This is a genomic window from Halorubrum xinjiangense, assembly GCF_900102375.1.
Lineage (GTDB): Archaea > Halobacteriota > Halobacteria > Halobacteriales > Haloferacaceae > Halorubrum > Halorubrum xinjiangense.
Genome location: NZ_FNBO01000023.1, coordinates 1 through 18,319, shown reverse-complemented (window position 1 = coordinate 18,319; position 18,319 = coordinate 1). Strand labels below are relative to the sequence as shown.

The following is an 18,319-nucleotide window of genomic DNA, read 5'->3' as shown; positions in this document are numbered from 1 at the left end:
CGGTAAGGTCAGGTCGGAACGGAGCGGATTCCGAACGACCTTCGGAGGCGGCCTGTCCGCCCTCGTAACGAGGCAGTATCCGAAACGCTGACGCGGTGAACACGAATCCTCGAAGGGTTTGTCGAGTGCCCGTCGGTCTGAGAAAGCCCAACGATACCTCCGAGTCTGACGACGTTTCAGCGACTCCCTGCTGGCAAAAACAACAGATGGGAGTCACCAACACCGAGGATAGGAGTAACGGCCACTTGGCATGGCCAGTCAGCCACCGACCACGACTACTGGGTTAGATGTGAACTCCCGTGAAGTGGCGAAGTCATGGTTGCGAACCTGAAACTCCCACCGCTCGGGATTCCTCCGCCTTCAGGCGGAGGAGGATGTCAACAATACCCAACCACTGATCGGCGGGGAACACTTCCAAAGCCCCAGTCGCGAGGACAGCGCACGCTCGCTGTCGTTCGAAAGGCGCTTTGCGCCTTTCGTGATGACGAGACGCCGGAGGCGTCTCGAACCACGCGCTTCAGTCGCTCACTCCGTTCGCTCCTTCCAGTGCTTGCGTCGCCTGCGCTGTCCTCGCGACTGCCCCTTTGATTCCCGCCCAGAACTGCTCCGCACCGCAGCCTCTCACCTCCCCAGCCTCGCGGCTCACGACTCGCGGCTTCGCCGCTCGCGTTCGCCGCGTCCCTCGCACGCGCTGGCTCGCGGTCGCCCTCGGCGACCGCTCGCAGGTGCGCGCCGACCGCAGCGGCGGTCGATTATTGAAGCGCCTCGACGAGGGCCGCGCCCTCGACGTAGGGGATGTCGCGGCGGGCCGCGTAGGCGGCGGCGTCTGCGGGCGCGAGCGCGTCGCCGGTCTCGTCGTCCAGCATCTCACAGACGACGGCGGCGGGTTCGGCGCCGACGGCCTCGGCCATCGCGAGGCCGAGTTCGGTGTGGCCAGTCCGCCCGGCGAGGCCGTCGCGGTCGCCGCGCAGCACGTGAACGTGGCCGGGCGCGCGGAACTCAGCCGCGAAGTCCGCCGGCCCGTAGCCGGTCGGGTCGTCGCGCACGCGGCCGGCGGCGTTCGCCACCTCGACGATGGTCTTCGCGCGGTCCGCGTCGGTGATCCCGGTGAACGTCTCACGATGGTTCACGGGGAGGGAGAACGAGGAGCGGTCGTCGTAGTCCGGATCGTCGTCGACCGCGGGGTGGTCGAGCGCGTCCGCGAGGAACGGCAGGTCGAACGCGTCGCCGACCGCGTCGCTCACGGCCACGCAGATCAGCCCCCCCGCGTCGTTGCGCATGTGCGCGACCGCGGCCTCGTCGACGGCGCCGGCCGGGTAGACGATGTCCGTCTCCCCCTCGCGGTCCGCGAAGTCGTGGACGCAGACGGGGTCGCCGGCGCGGAAGGCGTCGAGCGCGCGCCCGACAGGGTCGGCCGATTCGGTCACGGACTCGGCGGCCTCGGCGGCGTCGCTCTCGCCGGCGGCGTCGGCCGCCTCGGCCGCGCTCGCGTTCGCCTCCGGGTCGGCGTCGACGTCGGCGCGCATCAGGCGGCCTCCGTCTCGACGGCGGCCGATTCAGGCTCGTCGGCGCGGCTCGTCGGCTCGACGCGGACCTCCACGCTGTCGCCGTCAGCGAGGTCGAGCGCGTCCCGCAGGCGGTCCGGCGCGATCAGTTCGAGCTGGTCGTCGTCGTGGTGGGTCCGGTCCGGGACGATGGCGTGGACCTCGTCGTAGCGCTCGCCGTCCGCGACGAGGGTGACCCCGTAGCAGGTGGCGGCGCCGTAGGTGCGGTCCTCGCCCTCCCACGCGCCGATCGGGACGGCGTCGATGCCGGCCATCTCGCCGCGCCGGCGGACGCTCTCCTCGGTGAGGTTCACGTTGAGCGTGCCCGGGAACGGATCGTAGCCGAGCCGCTCGCGGAACTGCTCGGCGTACCCCGACAGCGTGATGTAGTGCCGTCCCTCGCCCATCCCGCCGGTGACCGACCCGCGGAGCGAGAGCTCGACGTCCGACTCGAACAGCTGGCGGTAGTCGGCGTACTCCGCGCGGAGCGTGGCCTCGCCGGCGTCCGTCACGCGGACCCACTGCCCGTCGCTGACCACGTCGCGCTCGACGTACCCCGCGGATTCGAGCGTCTGGAGGCGCCGGGAGGCGGTTTGCGTGGAGGCGTCGAGCCGGTCGCCGAGCGCCGCGCACGACACCTTCGTCTCGGAGAGGCCGCCGACGAGCCCGACGTGTTTGAGGGCCGCGAGCGCGGCCGGGTCCACGTCGGGGTTCGCGTCGGTCGCCGTCGCGTCTGACATACCTCACAGTCGGTCGTCCGCGGTCAAAAGGGTAACGAATATGGAACGCATCTCAAAAACGTTAATCGCTCGGCGGAATCGAACGGAAACCGCTGGAACTGATGATTCCCGCGCTGGATACGTAATCCCGTCGGTGCCGGTCGGCTTCGCGGCGTCTCCGGCGATTCCCCGAACCGGTTCGGTTTTCGGATGTGAGCGTCTCCCGCACCGGTCAGCGAAAGGTAAGGTACAAATACGAACGGGGATTGATTCGTGATGAGGGCTCGTAGATCAGTGGCAGATCGCTTCCTTCGCAAGGAAGAGGCCCGGGGTTCAAATCCCCGCGAGTCCACTCCGGTTTTACTCGTTCCAGAAGGACCGTAGACTCATCTTTCGGGTCTTGTTCTCATCAACTTCGGTTACCGCTTATATATCCCATACTGGGCACTCAGAGGAGAGTTGACGAGAACTCGCAACGAGGGTCCAAGCTGTCCGTCGATCACGATAGTGAGCAGTACTGTGAGTCCACTACTTGCGAGGGCATCCCCCGAGTAGGGGGCTCTGGAAACCTACGGCTCCCTCATACTTGGATTCTAGAGTGGTCTCGGCTCTGTCTGACTGTATGGGGGTGTCCTCATGCCTCGTAAGCAGGATACTGAGGCTCCAGACGCCCAAAATAGAATTGATGAGGGTAATCGAGAATATGCCACATCGAGAGACTGGAGTGACGCTGATTTTTCTACTACTGAAAGTGGCACCTATCCACCTGAGTTACTGCGGCAGGAGAGATGGATGGGACATCGCGAAAAGCGCCCGTTTGCGCCTTGGGGGGATCGTGACCACCCCGAGGCGAACGCGGATAAGGACGCGCGATACAAGTGGGGCTTAGAGGAGAACTACGTCGACGGCGAGACTGTCGAGATTGCTGAGGAGGACCCTCGCCTTGACGGTCGCGTGTTCCTCCAGCAGCACGACGATCCGTACGTGTTCGTCGACGGTGACGACGTCCGCGACCCTGAAACCGGCGAGGTCCACCCGAAGTTCATTGCTATCCTTGACGCACTCGGGCTCACGTACGCCGACGTGTCGACCTCCGGTACCGGGGTTCACGCCCTCTACAAGGGTGATCTCCCCCGTGACCTCCCCGAGGCTAAATTCACAATCGACACTGAGGAGTGGGGCTCGAACGACGGCCCCCCAGCTGTCGAAATATACGCGAATAAGCACGTGTGCGTCGCGACTGGCGATCACATCCTCGGGGCGCCGCTCAATATCGTTGAATGGGACACCGAGGCGCTGGAGGAGGTCCTCAGTGACTATGGCGAACTTCCGGAGGAGACACCGTCAACCGACCGCGATGACTACAATCTCGCCGACTACGAGCCGAAAGCGACCGATGCTGACGAGACGACCGACGATATCCGCGACATATTCCGTGCGCTCGACCGTCTCGACCCGAAACGCGTCGGTGAACAGACGATCGTCCGTGAATGGACTCGTGATAAGCGGTCATTCCTCCCGGTATGGGGATCGTCTGACGACAGCGGGACCGCGAACTATATTGACGATCGGATCTGGAATGACACCGGTCACGACGGCGGATACGGCGGCCCCGTCGTCATGGCGGCGATCGACGCTGGGCTTATCGACCATACCGGCGCCGAACCCAGTGATGTCGGCGGGTCGACCTTCTTTGAGGCGATCGACCACCTCCGCGATCTAGGGTTTTCGATCCCCAAGCTGAGACGCTCCAGCGGCGACAACGAGGGGCACCGGAATGACCCACGTGAGGTGTCCGTTACCGTTGATCCGCGCCGCGCGTGGGACGCTGCCGGCCGTGTGACCCCCGACGATTTCGACGACAACCGTCTCCGCGGGGCCGACCCCGGAGAGATGTTCGCATGTCCCGAGTGTGGCTCTGCTGTCGATGTCGTCCGGGCCGTCGCGGTCACCGAGGGGCTCGTCGACACATGCGACGCCGCCCTCGACGCCCAGTACCCCGAGGCGTACACGCTCGCCCGCGAGGAGTACGGCGCCCCGCTGCCCGAATACTACACCACGACCGACGCGATCGCCGAATTCGACGCCGTCCTCGACGTGATCGGGGAGGTGTCGTTTTTCCACCTCGACACCGACGCGCTCGCGACCGAGGTAACGGCGACCGACGACGACGTCGACGGCGAGGCCGTTCGCGCGCTAAACCCCGCGTGGCGGGAGTCGGAAACCGAGGAGTCAGTCCTCGTCTTCGACAGCGGCACGATCTGGGACGCCGACACCCGGCGCGTCGTCGACGTCCTCCGGTTCGTCGCGCTCGACAGCGGCCTCCTCGACGATCCGCGGGAGGCCCTGAGAGGCGAGGACTTTACCGAGGCGTACGGTATCGCCCGAACAGAGTACGGCGCGCCGCTCCCGCGGTGGGAACCGGCTGCCGACGGCGCTCGGGAGATCACACCGCAGCTCCCGCCGAGCGACGAGCTCGTCGACGCCCGAGCGTTCGACGGGGTCGCGCCCGACGCGCTGGAGGCGGCCCGCGAGGACGTCGAGGCGCTCCTCGGCGAGGCGACAGCCGACGACGACGCGCCGACCGTCGTTACGGCGCTGCCGGCGACCGGGAAAACGACCGGCACCGTCAAAACGGCCCGCAACCGGCCACTGTCGTACCTCGCGCCGCGAAAGGAGCTTCAGGCGCAGGCGCTCGACAAGGCCGACCGCTGGGGCGTCGACGCCGAGGTCCTTCCCGTGTTCTCCGGGGAGCGCGTTCGCGACGGAGTCCTCGCCGCCGCCGTCTCTCATGTCCGCGAGGCCGGAAAGACGCGACTCCGCGATCGGTGGGCGATCCTGTCCGCCGCGTTCGACGAGCTGGAGGAGGCGGACGCCGACGACGTCGACACCGCTGACATATTCGACGGCGGCGAGGAGGACGACGACGCACCCGACCTTGACCGGCCGACGTGCGACACCGCCGAGGGGGACCACGGCGTCGCGTGGGCGCTCGCTGTCCACGTCGCCCGCCGCCTCGGCTATACGCCGCGAGAGATCCACCGACAGGCGCGGGGGTTATTCGGCGCGCCGCTGCCGTGTTCCGACCACGAGGAGGAGGGCGGTCGGTGTGAATACGGCGAAGGGTGGGACCGCATCACCGACGCCGACGAGGCACCGGATCTCCTCGTCGGGAGCTACATACACGCCCACGTCGCGAGCGTCCGCACGCATTTCTCCCGCGCCGCCGATGGCAGCGTCGACGCCGAGCCGCGGGCCGTCGTCCTCGACGAGTTCCCCGGCGAGGCGTTCGTCTCCGAGTTCGGCGAGACGGCCGAGGACTTCGCGACGTGGCTCACCGAGTGTCTCCGGGAGGACGTCGACGACCGGCGTGATATGCTGGAGGTGGACCTCGCCGCCGACGAGTGGGTCCGGGCGTGGCTCGACGGTCGCGCCGCCGAGGCCGACGCCGGCGTCGACGACGCGATCGTGACGCTCGGGCGGGCAAAGGAGCTGCTCGACGCTCGCGACGAAGCCGCGGAGATCCTCGCCGAGGTCGACCGCGAGACGCTGGAGGCGCTCGGGCTCCGCGAGCCGCTGGCGACGGTTGCCGACGGCGAGGCCGATCCCGCCGAGGTGTACGACGAGCTTGTCGCTGCGATCGGTGCGGTCGACGTTGAGCAACCGGCGTCGGGACTCGCCGGGTGGGCCGACGACGCCGTCCGCGAGCCGCTGGAGCGCGCGACGGACGGCGGGCTCGTCTCACCGACGCCGGAGGCTGTCGACGCCGACACGCTGCCCGTAGCGGGCGACCTGCGGGCGCTCGTCGCCGACGCTGCCGACGCCGCCCGCGACCGTCGCGAAGGCGCTCGCGCCGTCCTCGACGCCGCCGTAACGGCGCTGCGGGGGGGCGGCGAGGGCTGCCGTCGGGTCGCCGCGTGGGCCGACGACGGCTACGCACACCCCGACGCGCACCATATCCTCAGTGCCGTCGTCGAGCCGGAGCCGGAGCGCGTCAACACCTCAAAGTGGGCGTTCGACCCCGACGCGACCGACGGGACCGTCGTCGACGTCGCCGAGACGGGCGAGCGTGCGCGCACCATCCTCGACCGGAACGGACACGGCGCACGGCTCCATACACCGCCCGCACGGACCGACGCTGCCGGCGAGGGGGTTCCGCTCGTCGGACTGGACGCAACCGGGCGCGCGCCGCTGTGGTCCGTCGCACTCGGCGAAGAGGTCGACACCGACGACATCCACGACACCGCTCGCGAACGCGCGGAGTTCTTAGAGGAGGCACTCGATCTCCGCGTCCTCCAGGCGGACGACCGGCCGCGGGCCTACTCCGGCGACCCCAAGACGAAAGACACCGACGGCGACGTCGCGCTCTTGGAGGCGATCGCCGACGAGTACGCTGGGATCGACGCGCCTCGACAGCGCGGCGAGGATGCCGTCGAGGTCGGGCGTCCGGCCGCGATCACCACGAAAGGCGTCCGTGAGGTACTGGAGGACGACACACGGCTCGACGGTGTCGTCTCCGCGTGGGATCACTACGGCAACGTCACCGGGTCGAACGACCTCGGCGACCACCGCCTCGCGGCCGTCCTTGGATCGCAGCACTACGGAGACGACGCGATCGAACGGTTCTGTGCGCTCGCCGGCGAGGAGGTCGACACCGACCGTGTCGGCGGTCGGGGGGCCGAGCTCGACTACGGGAGCGACCTCGCAAATACGTACCTCAAGCATATGCGGGAGGACCAAACAACCCAAGCAATTCTCCGGTTCACACGGGGCAACAGCGGGGCAACTGTCATCGCGCGGACGTCTGCGCTCCGCGAGGATCTCCCCGTCGTCGGGCGCGCCCAAGTCGTTGAAACCTGGAGCGACACCGCGAGCCGGGTCGCCCACGCGTACCGCCGGCTCGGCACCAAGTTTACGATTGGCGACGTCGCCGACGCTGTTGACGTGAGCCGCCGCCAAGTCCGGCGTGTCCTCGCCGAGCTTGCCGACGCGGGGTACTTGGAGCGTGTCTCTGCGGGCACCGGTGTCGCGACTGAGTACCGGTCGGCCGACACGCCCGGCGCCGGAGAGGTCAAGTTACCCGCTCGCGACGGCGCTGTCGGCTCCGAACCCGGACACTCCGCACATAACCAATACTATACATGGAATGTCCGGGTGTTCGGGGACGATTGGCCTCTCGACACGGCTCTAGTGGTACCAGTGCCACTGGACCGTGGTGCGCCGCCGGCGCCGACCGCCGTCGAAGGTGATCCACCCGGGTGATACTCGACCCGGTGGCGGCCGCGATTGTCTCCCGCGACAGCGGCGGCGCTGGTAGAGCATTCGAATCGAAGTCTCGGGTGAGGGCTACGACGAACTCGCGCGGGTCCAGTAAACAGCGCCACGGACGCCCCCTACGTGAGGTTGACGTACGGATCACGGTCATCGCCCCCCTCGTCGCAGACTGATTGTCAGGGGAGGCCCAGGGAGCTATTCCTCCCTTGCGCTGCCCCTATTCGAGCTGGATGGATAACGTCGATAAACCAAGGGAATACGTTGGAAAAACGTTGATTAAACGTTGATTCGTGGTTGGCAAATGGTTGATGTTCACGTAGACCGTAATTTCAACGTATGAGCCTGCTTCAGTCGTTGCGTGATCGATTGGTGAGTCAAGATCGTAGTGTCCAGTACGAAGTCCAATTGATGACCCCCGGAGGCGGATGGAAACGACATGAACCGTTCCACTGGGATGGAAAATATGGGGAACCGGATCCCGATGACGACTACCTGCTTACTGTCCCTGGTCGATATCGCGAAATACGTCGAGTTGATGGGCGAATTGACGAAGTAATTTGGACCTACGAGACACCCGATGCCGAGGCGCACTATCAGGCCGAAAAAGAGCGTGAAAAGCTTTCAGACCTTTCTGTTGATGAGCTACTGACAGAGCTAGAACAGCGAAATAAGATCACTACACTTGACCAGAATGTGCTCATTCGTGAGATAAAGATGAGAGTGATCGAGGAAGAGATTGAACAAATGAATTCTTGAATGGCAATTAAAAGAACTAAATTTATGATCTGGTAGCAAAGGCAACCGCACAGGAATCAATTGTCCTGTAGAAATTGTTATTTGTACTCCTATTAAATAGAATCTCCCGGATGTTCTGATTTATTAACTTCCACATAGCCTCGGGACGCACAAACGCTTATACTCTGAGAGACAGTTACGCCTAACTGACATGCTCTCCAAAATAAGACATCGGTGGGGCAGTTCATGCGACTGCTGATCCGACTCGAAGCCCAAGCGAACGCGGTGTATGATCACGCCGCCCATCACCAGCTTCGGGGTCGAATCTGGCGCGCACTTGAGGGAACAGACTTCATCGACCTCCATGACGCAGAGCGTCCAATTGGTTTGTGTTTCTCCAATATCTTCCCTTGGGGTGATATCACCGAAGGTGAACAGCGAAACGTGCTCGTTTCGGCAGCGGACCCGGATTTGCTACGAGCCATTTCCACAGGGCTCGCGCAGGACTCGGAGTTTAACGTCGGAGAGATGCCATTCGAGGTGACTGATGTCACGTCGATCTCTCCCGATGTTGGGGAACCAGGTACTCGGGGTACGATTGAGAGTGGCACCGGTCTCCTCGTCCGCATCCCCCCCTGGAAAGTCGATGATTACGGAGTTGATCCAGATGGTGACGGTGCCGTATTCTGGCGACCGGAACATTCCATGGAGCCACTTCAAACGCAGCTTCAGCAGAATCTCGACAAAAAACACAACCTATTCTGCCCTGAAGAACTCCCGGGGCCGACTGACCGTGATGGAGGCCTATTCAGCGAGTACGAGTTGATCAAAACCTTCGCGCTCCCGCTCGAAGTGACACAGGGCGAGGAACGGACGGTCGTGCTCTCGAAATGGCGGTTCGAGTACGAAGTTCGCGACGAGCACCACCGCCGTCACCTGAATCTGGCGCTCGACGCTGGAATTGGCGAACGGAACGCTCTGGGGCTGGGGTTCATCAACATCGAAGAGGGATCGAAAGTCAGCCCTCGAGAGGCACTCCAAGCTCAGGAGGGCTCTCGATGATTTCGAGTCGATGGGAGGTGGCTCAACCGTGAGCACCCCCACGAAAGAGAGCTTCCAAGAAGCAATTGAGGAATATTGGCACGATCGCCCGCCGGCGAGCTTCGAGGACGTGATGGCTCTGTACGGCGTTCTAGCCGTCGCCGAAAGCGGGGGCGAACTGTACACGACCTCAAGTAAGCTCGACCCGTTCGTTGACGAAGGCCGTCTCATCACCGTTGATGTCAATTTAACCGGTGATACACCGGCTATCGAGGGGTTTGATCGTAAGCCACTTCGAGAGGATGACATCCCGAACCTAGGGTACTCACACAAGTCCTCTGGGCGTGGGGCGAAGTACAGCCTCACACAAATCGGTTCAAAAAACGGGAACGACGCCGACGGGGTCGCAGGTACGATTCTCAGCCGCGTTCGCTCCTGGACAGGGCAAGATCGGGTTCAAAGTGTGACTGGTGATGACGGCCACCCGGATGGCTGGATCATCGACGCGCTTGAAGGCCTCTTTGAGAAGGATTCCGATAGCATAGAATCTCTCAAAGAGGATATCGTTTCACGGCTTCCAGCTGATGAATCCATCCCCACGGTCCTGACGTTCAGATTCCGTGTTGATACCGGCGAAATTAAAGGGCCGGATGATCGCGGCATAGACTGGGTCTATCCGGGTGATATCGACGTTCTCGATATAGCAATGCGCCGGTACGCAACGGGCAACGCCGCCGACAAAAACATCAAATCCGGTACGTCAGAAGGTGACGCCGTCGGAGTTGTTACTGGTAGCGAGGGACACGTTGTTGGGACGCCAGAGAGTCCTTTGGGGATATTCTCGGTCAAACACCCGGACGCCCAACCGGCTCTGCGCAAACAAGAGTCATGGCGGAACTATCCGGTTAGCGAGGACGTTGCGATGCTATTCTCGAAGGGGCAGGACCTGGTTGAAGCCTGCGTCCACCGCAACGGTGGCATGGAAACGTACGCGCTGCCCTATTTTGCCGGGGAGCTCACTGCCGAGAAAGCACAGTTGCTCTACCGCGCGATCGATGCTCTTCGCAAACCCGATGACGATGAGACGGGGACGCCACCGATGGCCCGTGTCACCTATCGGCTACAGGACAGCGATGATGAATCGATTCGTGAGCTCGCTGAAACAGAACTCCGGTTCTATATGATCACAATGCCGATTAGCGACGACAAGAATATCGTCGCTGAGGAATCGGCTGCCGACACGTACTGGTTAACTACTCTTGCCGATGCCCTAGTAGACACCAGACAAGGAGCAACTCTCGATCCGGGACGCGGCGGCTTTACCCCGTTTGATGGATGGCCGCTACTGGATCTCCCGGCAGACCGAGACCAAGGCCGAAAAGTTGCTTACGGACTGATCGCTGGTCACGAATTCACGAATAGTACCTTCGCGTACCGCGACGAGGAGGGAGATGACTTCCGCCGTATCGTTGACCACCGTCTCATCGCTGGTACCCCCATTGAGGCGTCGGTACTCTTCCAAGAGTACCTCAATCGATATGAGGATGCCAGCGAAGACGGCGATCCACCACCGGCACCACTAATCGCGCAGCAACTTGTCCAGCTGGAGGCTCTCTCGCGAGCTGGACTTCTGAACGGCCTCGACGTTCCCATCGAACCAGACCAAGATATGACCTCAATAACACAGAGCGACACCGACATGACGGACGTATCGCAAATTCGAAAACAGCGACTCAAATCATTCTTGGAACGGCCACTGTTCGACTCAACAACCCGACGCGCAGCAGCCGTATCGGGTGTACTTGTCGGGCAGGTAAGCTGGTATCAAGAAAACCAACGCGGGATCGGCCGTCCGTTGGATTCGAAAACAGCAGGTGACGAGCTCACGGCAAACGGGCTCGAAAACGCCCTCACCTCTGCTCTTGAAAAAGCCAAAATTTACGCACACGACTCGGAGTACGAGCGCGACGTACTCTTCCCGGAAACCGTTGATGAACTGCTTGAAACGACCGAGGAGATGCCCACTAAATGGGATATCGATAAGCGCGAACTTCGATTCTGTTACGTGCTTGGTCACGCCCACGGACGCAGGTCGATGCCTGTCGCGTTCGATCTCAGAGAAGATGGTACCCAAGCCGATACGGCCGAAGAACAGTCTGCCGACTAAACCATAACCACCATACCAATGACGACACCCAACCGCTCGGAGATCCTCTTCGTGTACGACGCCCAGGACTGTAATCCCAATGGCAACCCCATCGGCGACAACCGGCCCCGCCGCGACCCGGACACGGGACAAGGAATTATCACCGACGTACGTCTCAAGCGGTACCTCCGGGACCAGCTCCTTGACGACGGCTTCGACATCTACGTGAAGAAACTCGACGGAGAATCTCGGACTCGGACGACCCTCGTCAAGGATGTCTTGGAAGACATCAACGATGCCGACGATATCGAAGATGTCGCTGACCTCGGTGAGGAATTCCTCGACGCTGCGACAGACGTCCGATATTTCGGAGCGACTCTTAGCTTCGAATCCAGCGACAATGAAGAAGATGAGGCGTTCCGCCAGGCACTCGGCGACTCCTTCCCGAATAACTACCAGGGACCGGTTCAGTTCCTCCCCTCGAAGTCGCTGAACGAGGTAGAAGAAAACGAGGAGTACGACTCACTGACGAGTGTTATCTCGACCGGTGAGGAGAACCGCCAAGGTGGATTCGATCTCGACGATAAACGCATCAAATACGGAATATTCCCCTTCTGGGGGCTTGTGGACAATAATAACGCCGCGGCAACGAACCTTTCCGAAGACGACGTTCAGCGCCTCGACACGTTGTGCTGGCGCGCTCTAAAGAATCAGACGACTTCGCGGTCGAAGCTCGGTCAGGAGCCGCGGCTCTACGTGCGAGTCGAGTATTCGGAGAAGGACTTCCACGTCGGCGGTCTCCAGAACCTACTCGACCTCAGTGATGAGAGCGAGCAGCCGCTCCGCTCTGTGTCCGATGTCGTCGTTAACGTATCTGACCTCTTGGAGACCCTTTCGGAAGTCTCCGACAATATTGAGACCGTCCACGTTCTCGGTGATCGACGTCTTACCGTCAATACTGGTTCTGAGACGGTCTCTGCGGACAACTTCGGAGAGGTACTCTCGGAAGCTGGTCACGATGTTCACGAAATCGACGTCATCGAAGAGCGTGACCTCGCAAACTAGTGTTTACGATTACCACAGCACAATGACCCCAGACATCGACGATGATGGTGTCCCAGACAGTTGTCTTTCCTTTACCATCAGGTCCACATGGGGACATTTCAAACGAGTTGGACGGAGCGTCACTAAGCAGACGTACCGGATCCCCCCACGAACGACAGTTGCGGGGTTACTAGCTGCTATCGTCGGCTCAGACCGGGATTCCTATTACGAGGTGTTCCAGGACGACAACTCAGCGATCGCCATTACGGCGCTCTCAGATCTCCGGACAATTAATATTCCGACTACGGGAGTTGGAACTGACCCGAAACAAGATGTCGCCCCAACGAGTGGCCATTGGCGCTCGTACCAGATAACCTACCAAGACACGACGAAGGACCGACAACTCCATTCCTACGAGGTACTCGCTGACCCCGCGTACAGGATTGATGTCGCGGTCGAGGACCCATCGTTCTATACAGCTCTACGCGATCACCTCAACGACGGGACTTCGGTTTATCCACCCAGCCTCGGAAAATCCGAATATTTGGCGAGTATCGAAGATGTCTCAATCGATTCCACTCCAACTCGCGATTCAAATAACGACACTATCGATTCGGTCGTACCGGTATCGCTATCGGATACAATACCACAACCCGGCGTGTCCTACGGTGTGGAACGGTCGCCAGCCGTCATGGAGGCCGACAGTGGCGGTCGACGGACGACACGCTACGACGACTACGTCTTCACCAACCGCAGCGACGAACGAGTGAAAGTCGCAGATGGGACCGACATAACTCCCGTTCAGATCGGAAATCGGACCGTCGTGTTCCGATAGAACGACCGAACCGTACCCTTTCCAGTCAATGACGCAGCCACTCATTTCTCATCCAATTGACGACCCGAGTGATCGCGACAGGTACGATCAAGAGAGCCTGACACCGGACGGAGACCTGCGGCTGGTGGCACACAACGCGGCTGTCGGGGATCGGGCTTGTCGATTGTTCGGTCCAGCCGACGAGCGAGCGGACTATCTCAGAGCCGCGGCGACCCTACACGATATCGGGAAAGCAACCCCACAGTTTCAGGCGTATGTCCGGGGCAAATACGATGGACCACCCGAGGAGAAAGCTCACGCTCGGTTCGGAGCGCTCGCGACTTGGTTCGTACTCGGGAAACTGGATGCGCCCCCTCGGGATCGACTCGCTGGAACGCTCGCAATTGCGCGTCATCATCAGGCGCTTCCGAAGGCGGTAACCTACACCGCGGAAACGCTAGCCGGTGCCCTCGAATCTGGTTCAGAGGTACTCCAAGCACAGCTCGACGCGATCGACTCTTCTTGGCCAACAGCGATCACGGAACTGTTCGCACAGGCAGGTTCTGAGTGTTCGTGGGCGGAGTTCTACGAATGGGCTCGCGCCGGCTCCGCGGCCGATGAATTGCGAGAACACAGTGCTGAGGAACTATTCGGCGGCGTCGAACCCGAATCCGAGAAGCTCCCCTCGGAGCTCTACGACCGGCTCCTCCACTACTGGGCTGCCACCACGCTCGCGGACAAGAGCCACGCGATCCCCCTCGATGAGGAGGCTGTTTTTGATCTTGACACGCTCGATAAAAACGCCATCGAGGAGTATATTGTCGATATTCGGGGTTCATCGCCAGAAAACGAACTTACCGCTGAACTCAACGACGATCGCGAGCGAGCACGCCGACAATCGATGCGTGGAGTACACGAGTGGCTGGACAGCGACGACTCTGCGGTCGCAACTCTTTCGTTACCTACCGGACTCGGTAAAACATTCACCGGCCTCTCGGCGGCGTTCGAAGCTCGGGATCTACTCGACGAGACAGAACAACGATCTGACCCGCGGCCGATCGTCTACGCACTACCGTACACGAGTATCATCGAACAGACTCGCTCACTCTTCGAAGATGACGAACTCTGGGGCGCCGATCCAACGAAATCGGCACTTACTGTCCACCACTACCTGAGTGAGACTGTAGTCTACCGCGATTCCGGGACGGACGACGCCGACGACACGGATGCCAAGGAGGAAGCCGCGCTTCTCGGCGAGGCCTGGCGTGATGGCACCATCCTCACCACCTTCGTCCAACTCTTCGAGAGTTTGGCTGGCCCCACTAACCGTCAAGGCTTGAAACTCTCCACATTAGACGGCGGGCTCATTATTCTCGACGAACCACAGGCGCTGCCGAAAGGTTGGTGGGACGGCGTCCAGCGACTACTGTCTCTGCTTACCGACGAGTACAATGCTCGGGTCATCGCGATGACGGCGACGCAACCGACACTGCTTCGCGATCGGAACACGATGTCGCTGCTTGGCGCCGGTATGGATCACGACTCTGATTCCTGTGGTTGGTGTCAAGATGGACCGACGTATTCGGCTCACCTACCCCCAGTCCCAGAAGACCGATACTTCGAAGAGGCAGAACGTGTCCGGTATACGATCGACACGACTACGCGCTCGCTCGACCCTTCGAAAAGTGCCCCGGAGAAGAGGTATCTGAGCCACGAAGCGGCCGCAGAACGGGTCCTCGAAGCTGTCGGTCAACGTGGTTCCTGTCTGGCTATCTGTAACACGATTCAGAGTTCTCGGACGTTGACAGACGCGATCCAGGATCGATCGAAAGCAGTTCACCTCGGAGAATCAATTAGAACGGTTCTGAAACGGCAGGATATCGACGCTACTTCCTCCCAGTCGGTTACCTCAATCGCGGCCGCCATACTAGAAAAAGTCGGCTTCGAGAACCCGACCGCCGCCGAAGAATTCGATCCAACGGCGCACCCGGACGACGATGCCGACCCTTACCTCTTAACACTCAATTCACGATATCGTCCGTTCGATCGGCGGATTCTAATTCAACTGGCGACGTGGCTCTCAACGAGCGACGTCCCATTCATTCTCGTTTCGACACAGGCGATCGAGGCGGGAGTCGACCTGAGTTTTGAGAAAGTGTTTCGAGACGTCGCGCCACCGGACAGTATCGTACAGGCAGCCGGCCGCTGTAATCGGTCGTACGAGTGGGGGAAGAACGGCGGACAGGTTACTGTCTGGACGCTAGCCCGAATCGACGAGGATATCCCGCAGAACCCTAGTGGCCCACCCTTAGCTCACTACGTGTACGAACGTCACGGGGAAGAACTTCAGCTACCAGCCCATCTGGAACTCATCGGGGAGATTCTCAACGACGTTCCAAATCCATCGGACGCCCGTGATGTCGACGTCTCGAAAGAAGCGGTCGACGACTACTTCGATCGTCTGAGCGGGAAGCAACTCTCGAGCGGACAGCTCCGGGAACACATTGACAAGGCCGATGCCCCGAGTCTCGCGAGGCGGTCACTCATCGAAGGCCAGGAGACCTTCGACGTGTTGGTCGGCGTGACTGCCCCGGAACACCAACGGCTGAATGAGATTCGAGATATGTTCTCCCATCGTCCGCGTCGGGCATACGAAATGCTCGACGCCTGTTCCGATATTCGCGTCTCCGTTCCTGGTAGTGTCATCGAAGATGCCGCTGGAATTACGCGTATCGACGGGAAAGAAGCGTCTGAGGACGGCGCACAGGTGTTCTGGTACACTGGCAGTGGCAGCCTCTCCTACGATTTTGCGGGTGGTGGGCTTCAGGAAACAGGCGGAGTCTCCGGTCGCTTCACAAGTTTCTGAGTGGACCCCGGCCTGCCACAGATTTATATTGGTTATTAGTATTTAAATATATATGTCAGGAGAATACCCTGAATCTAGGGGTGATGGCTAACCCTATGCCCACCGACGTGAAAGAGTACGTCGCCGCGGAACGTGATCCTGCGCGTGAGCCCGAAACGCGTATTACCGGGCTTATGGTCCAGTACTACCACGTCTGTCGACGCGAACTCTGGTTTATGTCGCGCGATATCGACATTGACAGAGAAACAACGAATATTCAGCGTGGGACCCACGTCGATGAAACCAGTTACCGGGATTCGCGAAAATCCTTCCAGATAGACGGGCGCATCCAGCTCGATCTACTCGACTCCGGTGCCGTAATGGAAGTGAAAGTTTCTTCGGCGCTGGAGAAGCCGGCTCGCATACAGCTTCTGTTTTATCTTTGGTATCTACGAGAGATCCACGATGTCGAAAAAGATGGGGTGCTCGCGTATCCGACCGAGCGGACCCGCGAACCCGTCGAGCTGAATCCGGAGACCACGGCGCAAGTCGAGGAGACGATCGAAGGAATCCTCGACACGGTCGCTGCTGATACGCCTCCAGAATTAGAAAAGAAAGCGTACTGCGATAGTTGCCTGTACCAAGATATCTGTTGGATGTAATCAATGCCAAAACCAAATCATCACGTCTTCGCTGACGGTGAACTCTCTCGCAATGAGGGGACGTTGCGCATCGACACGTTGGACGGTGAGACAGAGTATCTGCCGGTTGAATCGATCGACTCGCTGTATCTCCACGGACAGATCGACTTCAACACTCGCGCGCTGGGGCTGCTAAACGATCACGGCGTACCTGCGCACGTATTTGGGTGGAAAGACTATTATAGGGGATCATACCTTCCGAAAAGAGGCCAGGTGTCCGGAAACACCGTCGTGGAACAGGTCCGGGCTTACGATGATGACCGCCGCCTCCCCATCGCACAACGGATCACTCAAGCGAGTATCCATAATATGCGGAGCAACCTTCGGTACTATGACGGACGGAGTGGAGACTTCGCCGACACGGTTGATGATCTAGCAGATGAGAAGGATCGAGTGACATCGGTAGATACTATCAATGAACTCCGGGCGGTTGAGGGGAACGCAAGAAAAGCGTACTACCGCTGCTTCGACCGGATCCTACGAGAGCCGTTCGAGCTAACGAAGCGTGAGTACAATCCACCTACCAACGAGGCCAACGCCATCGTTTCGTTCCTGAACGGGATGACGTACACAACCTGTGTATCCGCGATCCGGAAAACAGCTCTCGATCCGACAGTAGGATTCGTACACGAGCCGGGTGAGCGTCGGTTTACACTCTCTCTGGATATCGCCGATATCTTCAAACCAATTCTGGCTGACCGGCTCGTTTTTCGACTGGTCAATCGACAACAGATCACGGCCGAAGATTTCGAGTCGGAACTCGATGGTTGTCTTCTCACAGAAAACGGTCGGATGACTGTACTTGAAGAGTTCGAGAAGCTCTTGGATGAGACAGTGGCGCACCCACGACTCAAGCGGAACGTGAGTTACAAGACGCTCGTTCGCACAGACGTTCTCAGCCTGAAGAAGCACATATTGACTGGCGAGGAATACCACGCAACCGAACGATGGTGGTGAGATGTACGTTATCGTCGTTTACGACGTTCCCGCAGACAGGACGCACGTATACCGAAAACTGCTCCGTCGTCGATTAGAGCATCTACAGTACTCCGTCTTCTACGGAGAACTCACCGAAGGACAGGTTACTGCGATGAAGAACGATATCGATGAGAAACTGGAGTCCGACGATTCAATCGTCGTATTCGAATCCTCGAACCCAACTGCGTTCGAGCTCTCGACCTTTGGAGATGCGGACGAACCCGGAAGTCGGTTCACGTAATTGTATTTTCTGCTTCATATTGCTTGAGCTCGCAGTATTATTATCGACCCCCCAGGGAATTCTGGATATTGAGGGTCGATGATAATACTGATTAGAATTTAGCCAGTAGCACTCTATGCTCGCCTAGATCAGGGCGGGTTTCAGACGAACCCTTGTGGGTTTGAAGCTCGGAGACGAGGTCGGCCGCGCGGCTCTCGCGTTCGGTTTCAGACGAACCCTTGTGGGTTTGAAGCATCC

General features: G+C 60.3%; 12 protein-coding genes and 1 tRNA gene. 11 read left to right on the top strand and 2 right to left on the bottom strand.

Going from position 1 to position 18,319, the window contains the following annotated elements; genetic code table 11:
* Nucleotides 1–752: 752 nt before the first annotated feature.
* A complete protein-coding gene (ribB, locus tag F3H13_RS15980) occupies nt 753–1,526 on the bottom strand; it encodes a 3,4-dihydroxy-2-butanone-4-phosphate synthase (RefSeq protein ID WP_149799994.1) in 774 nt (257 codons plus the stop codon).
* On the bottom strand, nt 1,526–2,284 hold the full coding sequence (locus tag F3H13_RS15975; protein WP_149799993.1) for a DUF120 domain-containing protein: 759 nt from the start codon (nt 2,282–2,284) through the stop codon (nt 1,526–1,528). The genes ribB and F3H13_RS15975 overlap by 1 nt, the downstream gene beginning before the upstream one ends.
* Nucleotides 2,285–2,543: 259 nt before the next feature.
* Between F3H13_RS15975 and F3H13_RS15970 the strand changes: the two genes are divergently transcribed.
* The 11 genes from F3H13_RS15970 (at nt 2,544) to cas2 (ending at nt 18,082) form a co-directional block, all read left to right on the top strand.
* A tRNA-Ala gene (locus F3H13_RS15970) sits at nt 2,544–2,615 on the top strand.
* Between the two features lie 440 nt (nt 2,616–3,055).
* Entirely contained in the window at nt 3,056–7,525 is a 4,470-nt protein-coding gene (locus F3H13_RS15965) for a FaeA/PapI family transcriptional regulator (RefSeq protein WP_149799992.1), read from the top strand.
* Between the two features lie 348 nt (nt 7,526–7,873).
* Nucleotides 7,874–8,293 (top strand): hypothetical protein, encoded by a 420-nt coding sequence (locus F3H13_RS15960; protein WP_149799991.1) that lies wholly within the window; start codon nt 7,874–7,876, stop codon nt 8,291–8,293.
* A gap of 225 nt (nt 8,294–8,518) precedes the next feature.
* A complete protein-coding gene (gene cas6, locus F3H13_RS15955; RefSeq protein WP_149799990.1) occupies nt 8,519–9,334 on the top strand; it encodes a CRISPR-associated endoribonuclease Cas6 in 816 nt (271 codons plus the stop codon).
* Between the two features lie 28 nt (nt 9,335–9,362).
* Nucleotides 9,363–11,480 carry a type I-B CRISPR-associated protein Cas8b/Csh1 gene (cas8b, locus tag F3H13_RS15950; RefSeq protein ID WP_223174440.1) on the top strand — a complete coding sequence of 706 codons (2,118 nt, stop codon included), beginning with the start codon at nt 9,363–9,365 and terminating at the stop codon, nt 11,478–11,480.
* A gap of 18 nt (nt 11,481–11,498) precedes the next feature.
* Nucleotides 11,499–12,524 (top strand): type I-B CRISPR-associated protein Cas7/Csh2, encoded by a 1,026-nt coding sequence (cas7b, locus tag F3H13_RS15945; RefSeq protein ID WP_149799989.1) that lies wholly within the window; start codon nt 11,499–11,501, stop codon nt 12,522–12,524.
* A 22-nt stretch (nt 12,525–12,546) separates the two neighbouring features.
* A complete protein-coding gene (cas5b, locus tag F3H13_RS15940; protein ID WP_149799988.1) occupies nt 12,547–13,338 on the top strand; it encodes a type I-B CRISPR-associated protein Cas5b in 792 nt (263 codons plus the stop codon).
* 124 nt (nt 13,339–13,462) lie between these two features.
* On the top strand, nt 13,463–16,183 hold the full coding sequence (locus F3H13_RS15935) for a CRISPR-associated endonuclease Cas3'' (RefSeq protein ID WP_262488618.1): 2,721 nt from the start codon (nt 13,463–13,465) through the stop codon (nt 16,181–16,183).
* An 83-nt stretch (nt 16,184–16,266) separates the two neighbouring features.
* Nucleotides 16,267–16,824 (top strand): CRISPR-associated protein Cas4, encoded by a 558-nt coding sequence (gene cas4, locus F3H13_RS15930; protein ID WP_223174439.1) that lies wholly within the window; start codon nt 16,267–16,269, stop codon nt 16,822–16,824.
* 3 nt (nt 16,825–16,827) lie between these two features.
* The gene (gene cas1b / locus F3H13_RS15925; protein WP_149799986.1) at nt 16,828–17,820 is read left to right on the top strand and encodes a type I-B CRISPR-associated endonuclease Cas1b; all 993 of its coding nucleotides are present in this window, start codon (nt 16,828–16,830) and stop codon (nt 17,818–17,820) included.
* A 1-nt stretch (nt 17,821) separates the two neighbouring features.
* A complete protein-coding gene (gene cas2, locus F3H13_RS15920) occupies nt 17,822–18,082 on the top strand; it encodes a CRISPR-associated endonuclease Cas2 (protein WP_149799985.1) in 261 nt (86 codons plus the stop codon).
* Nucleotides 18,083–18,319: the final 237 nt, after the last annotated feature.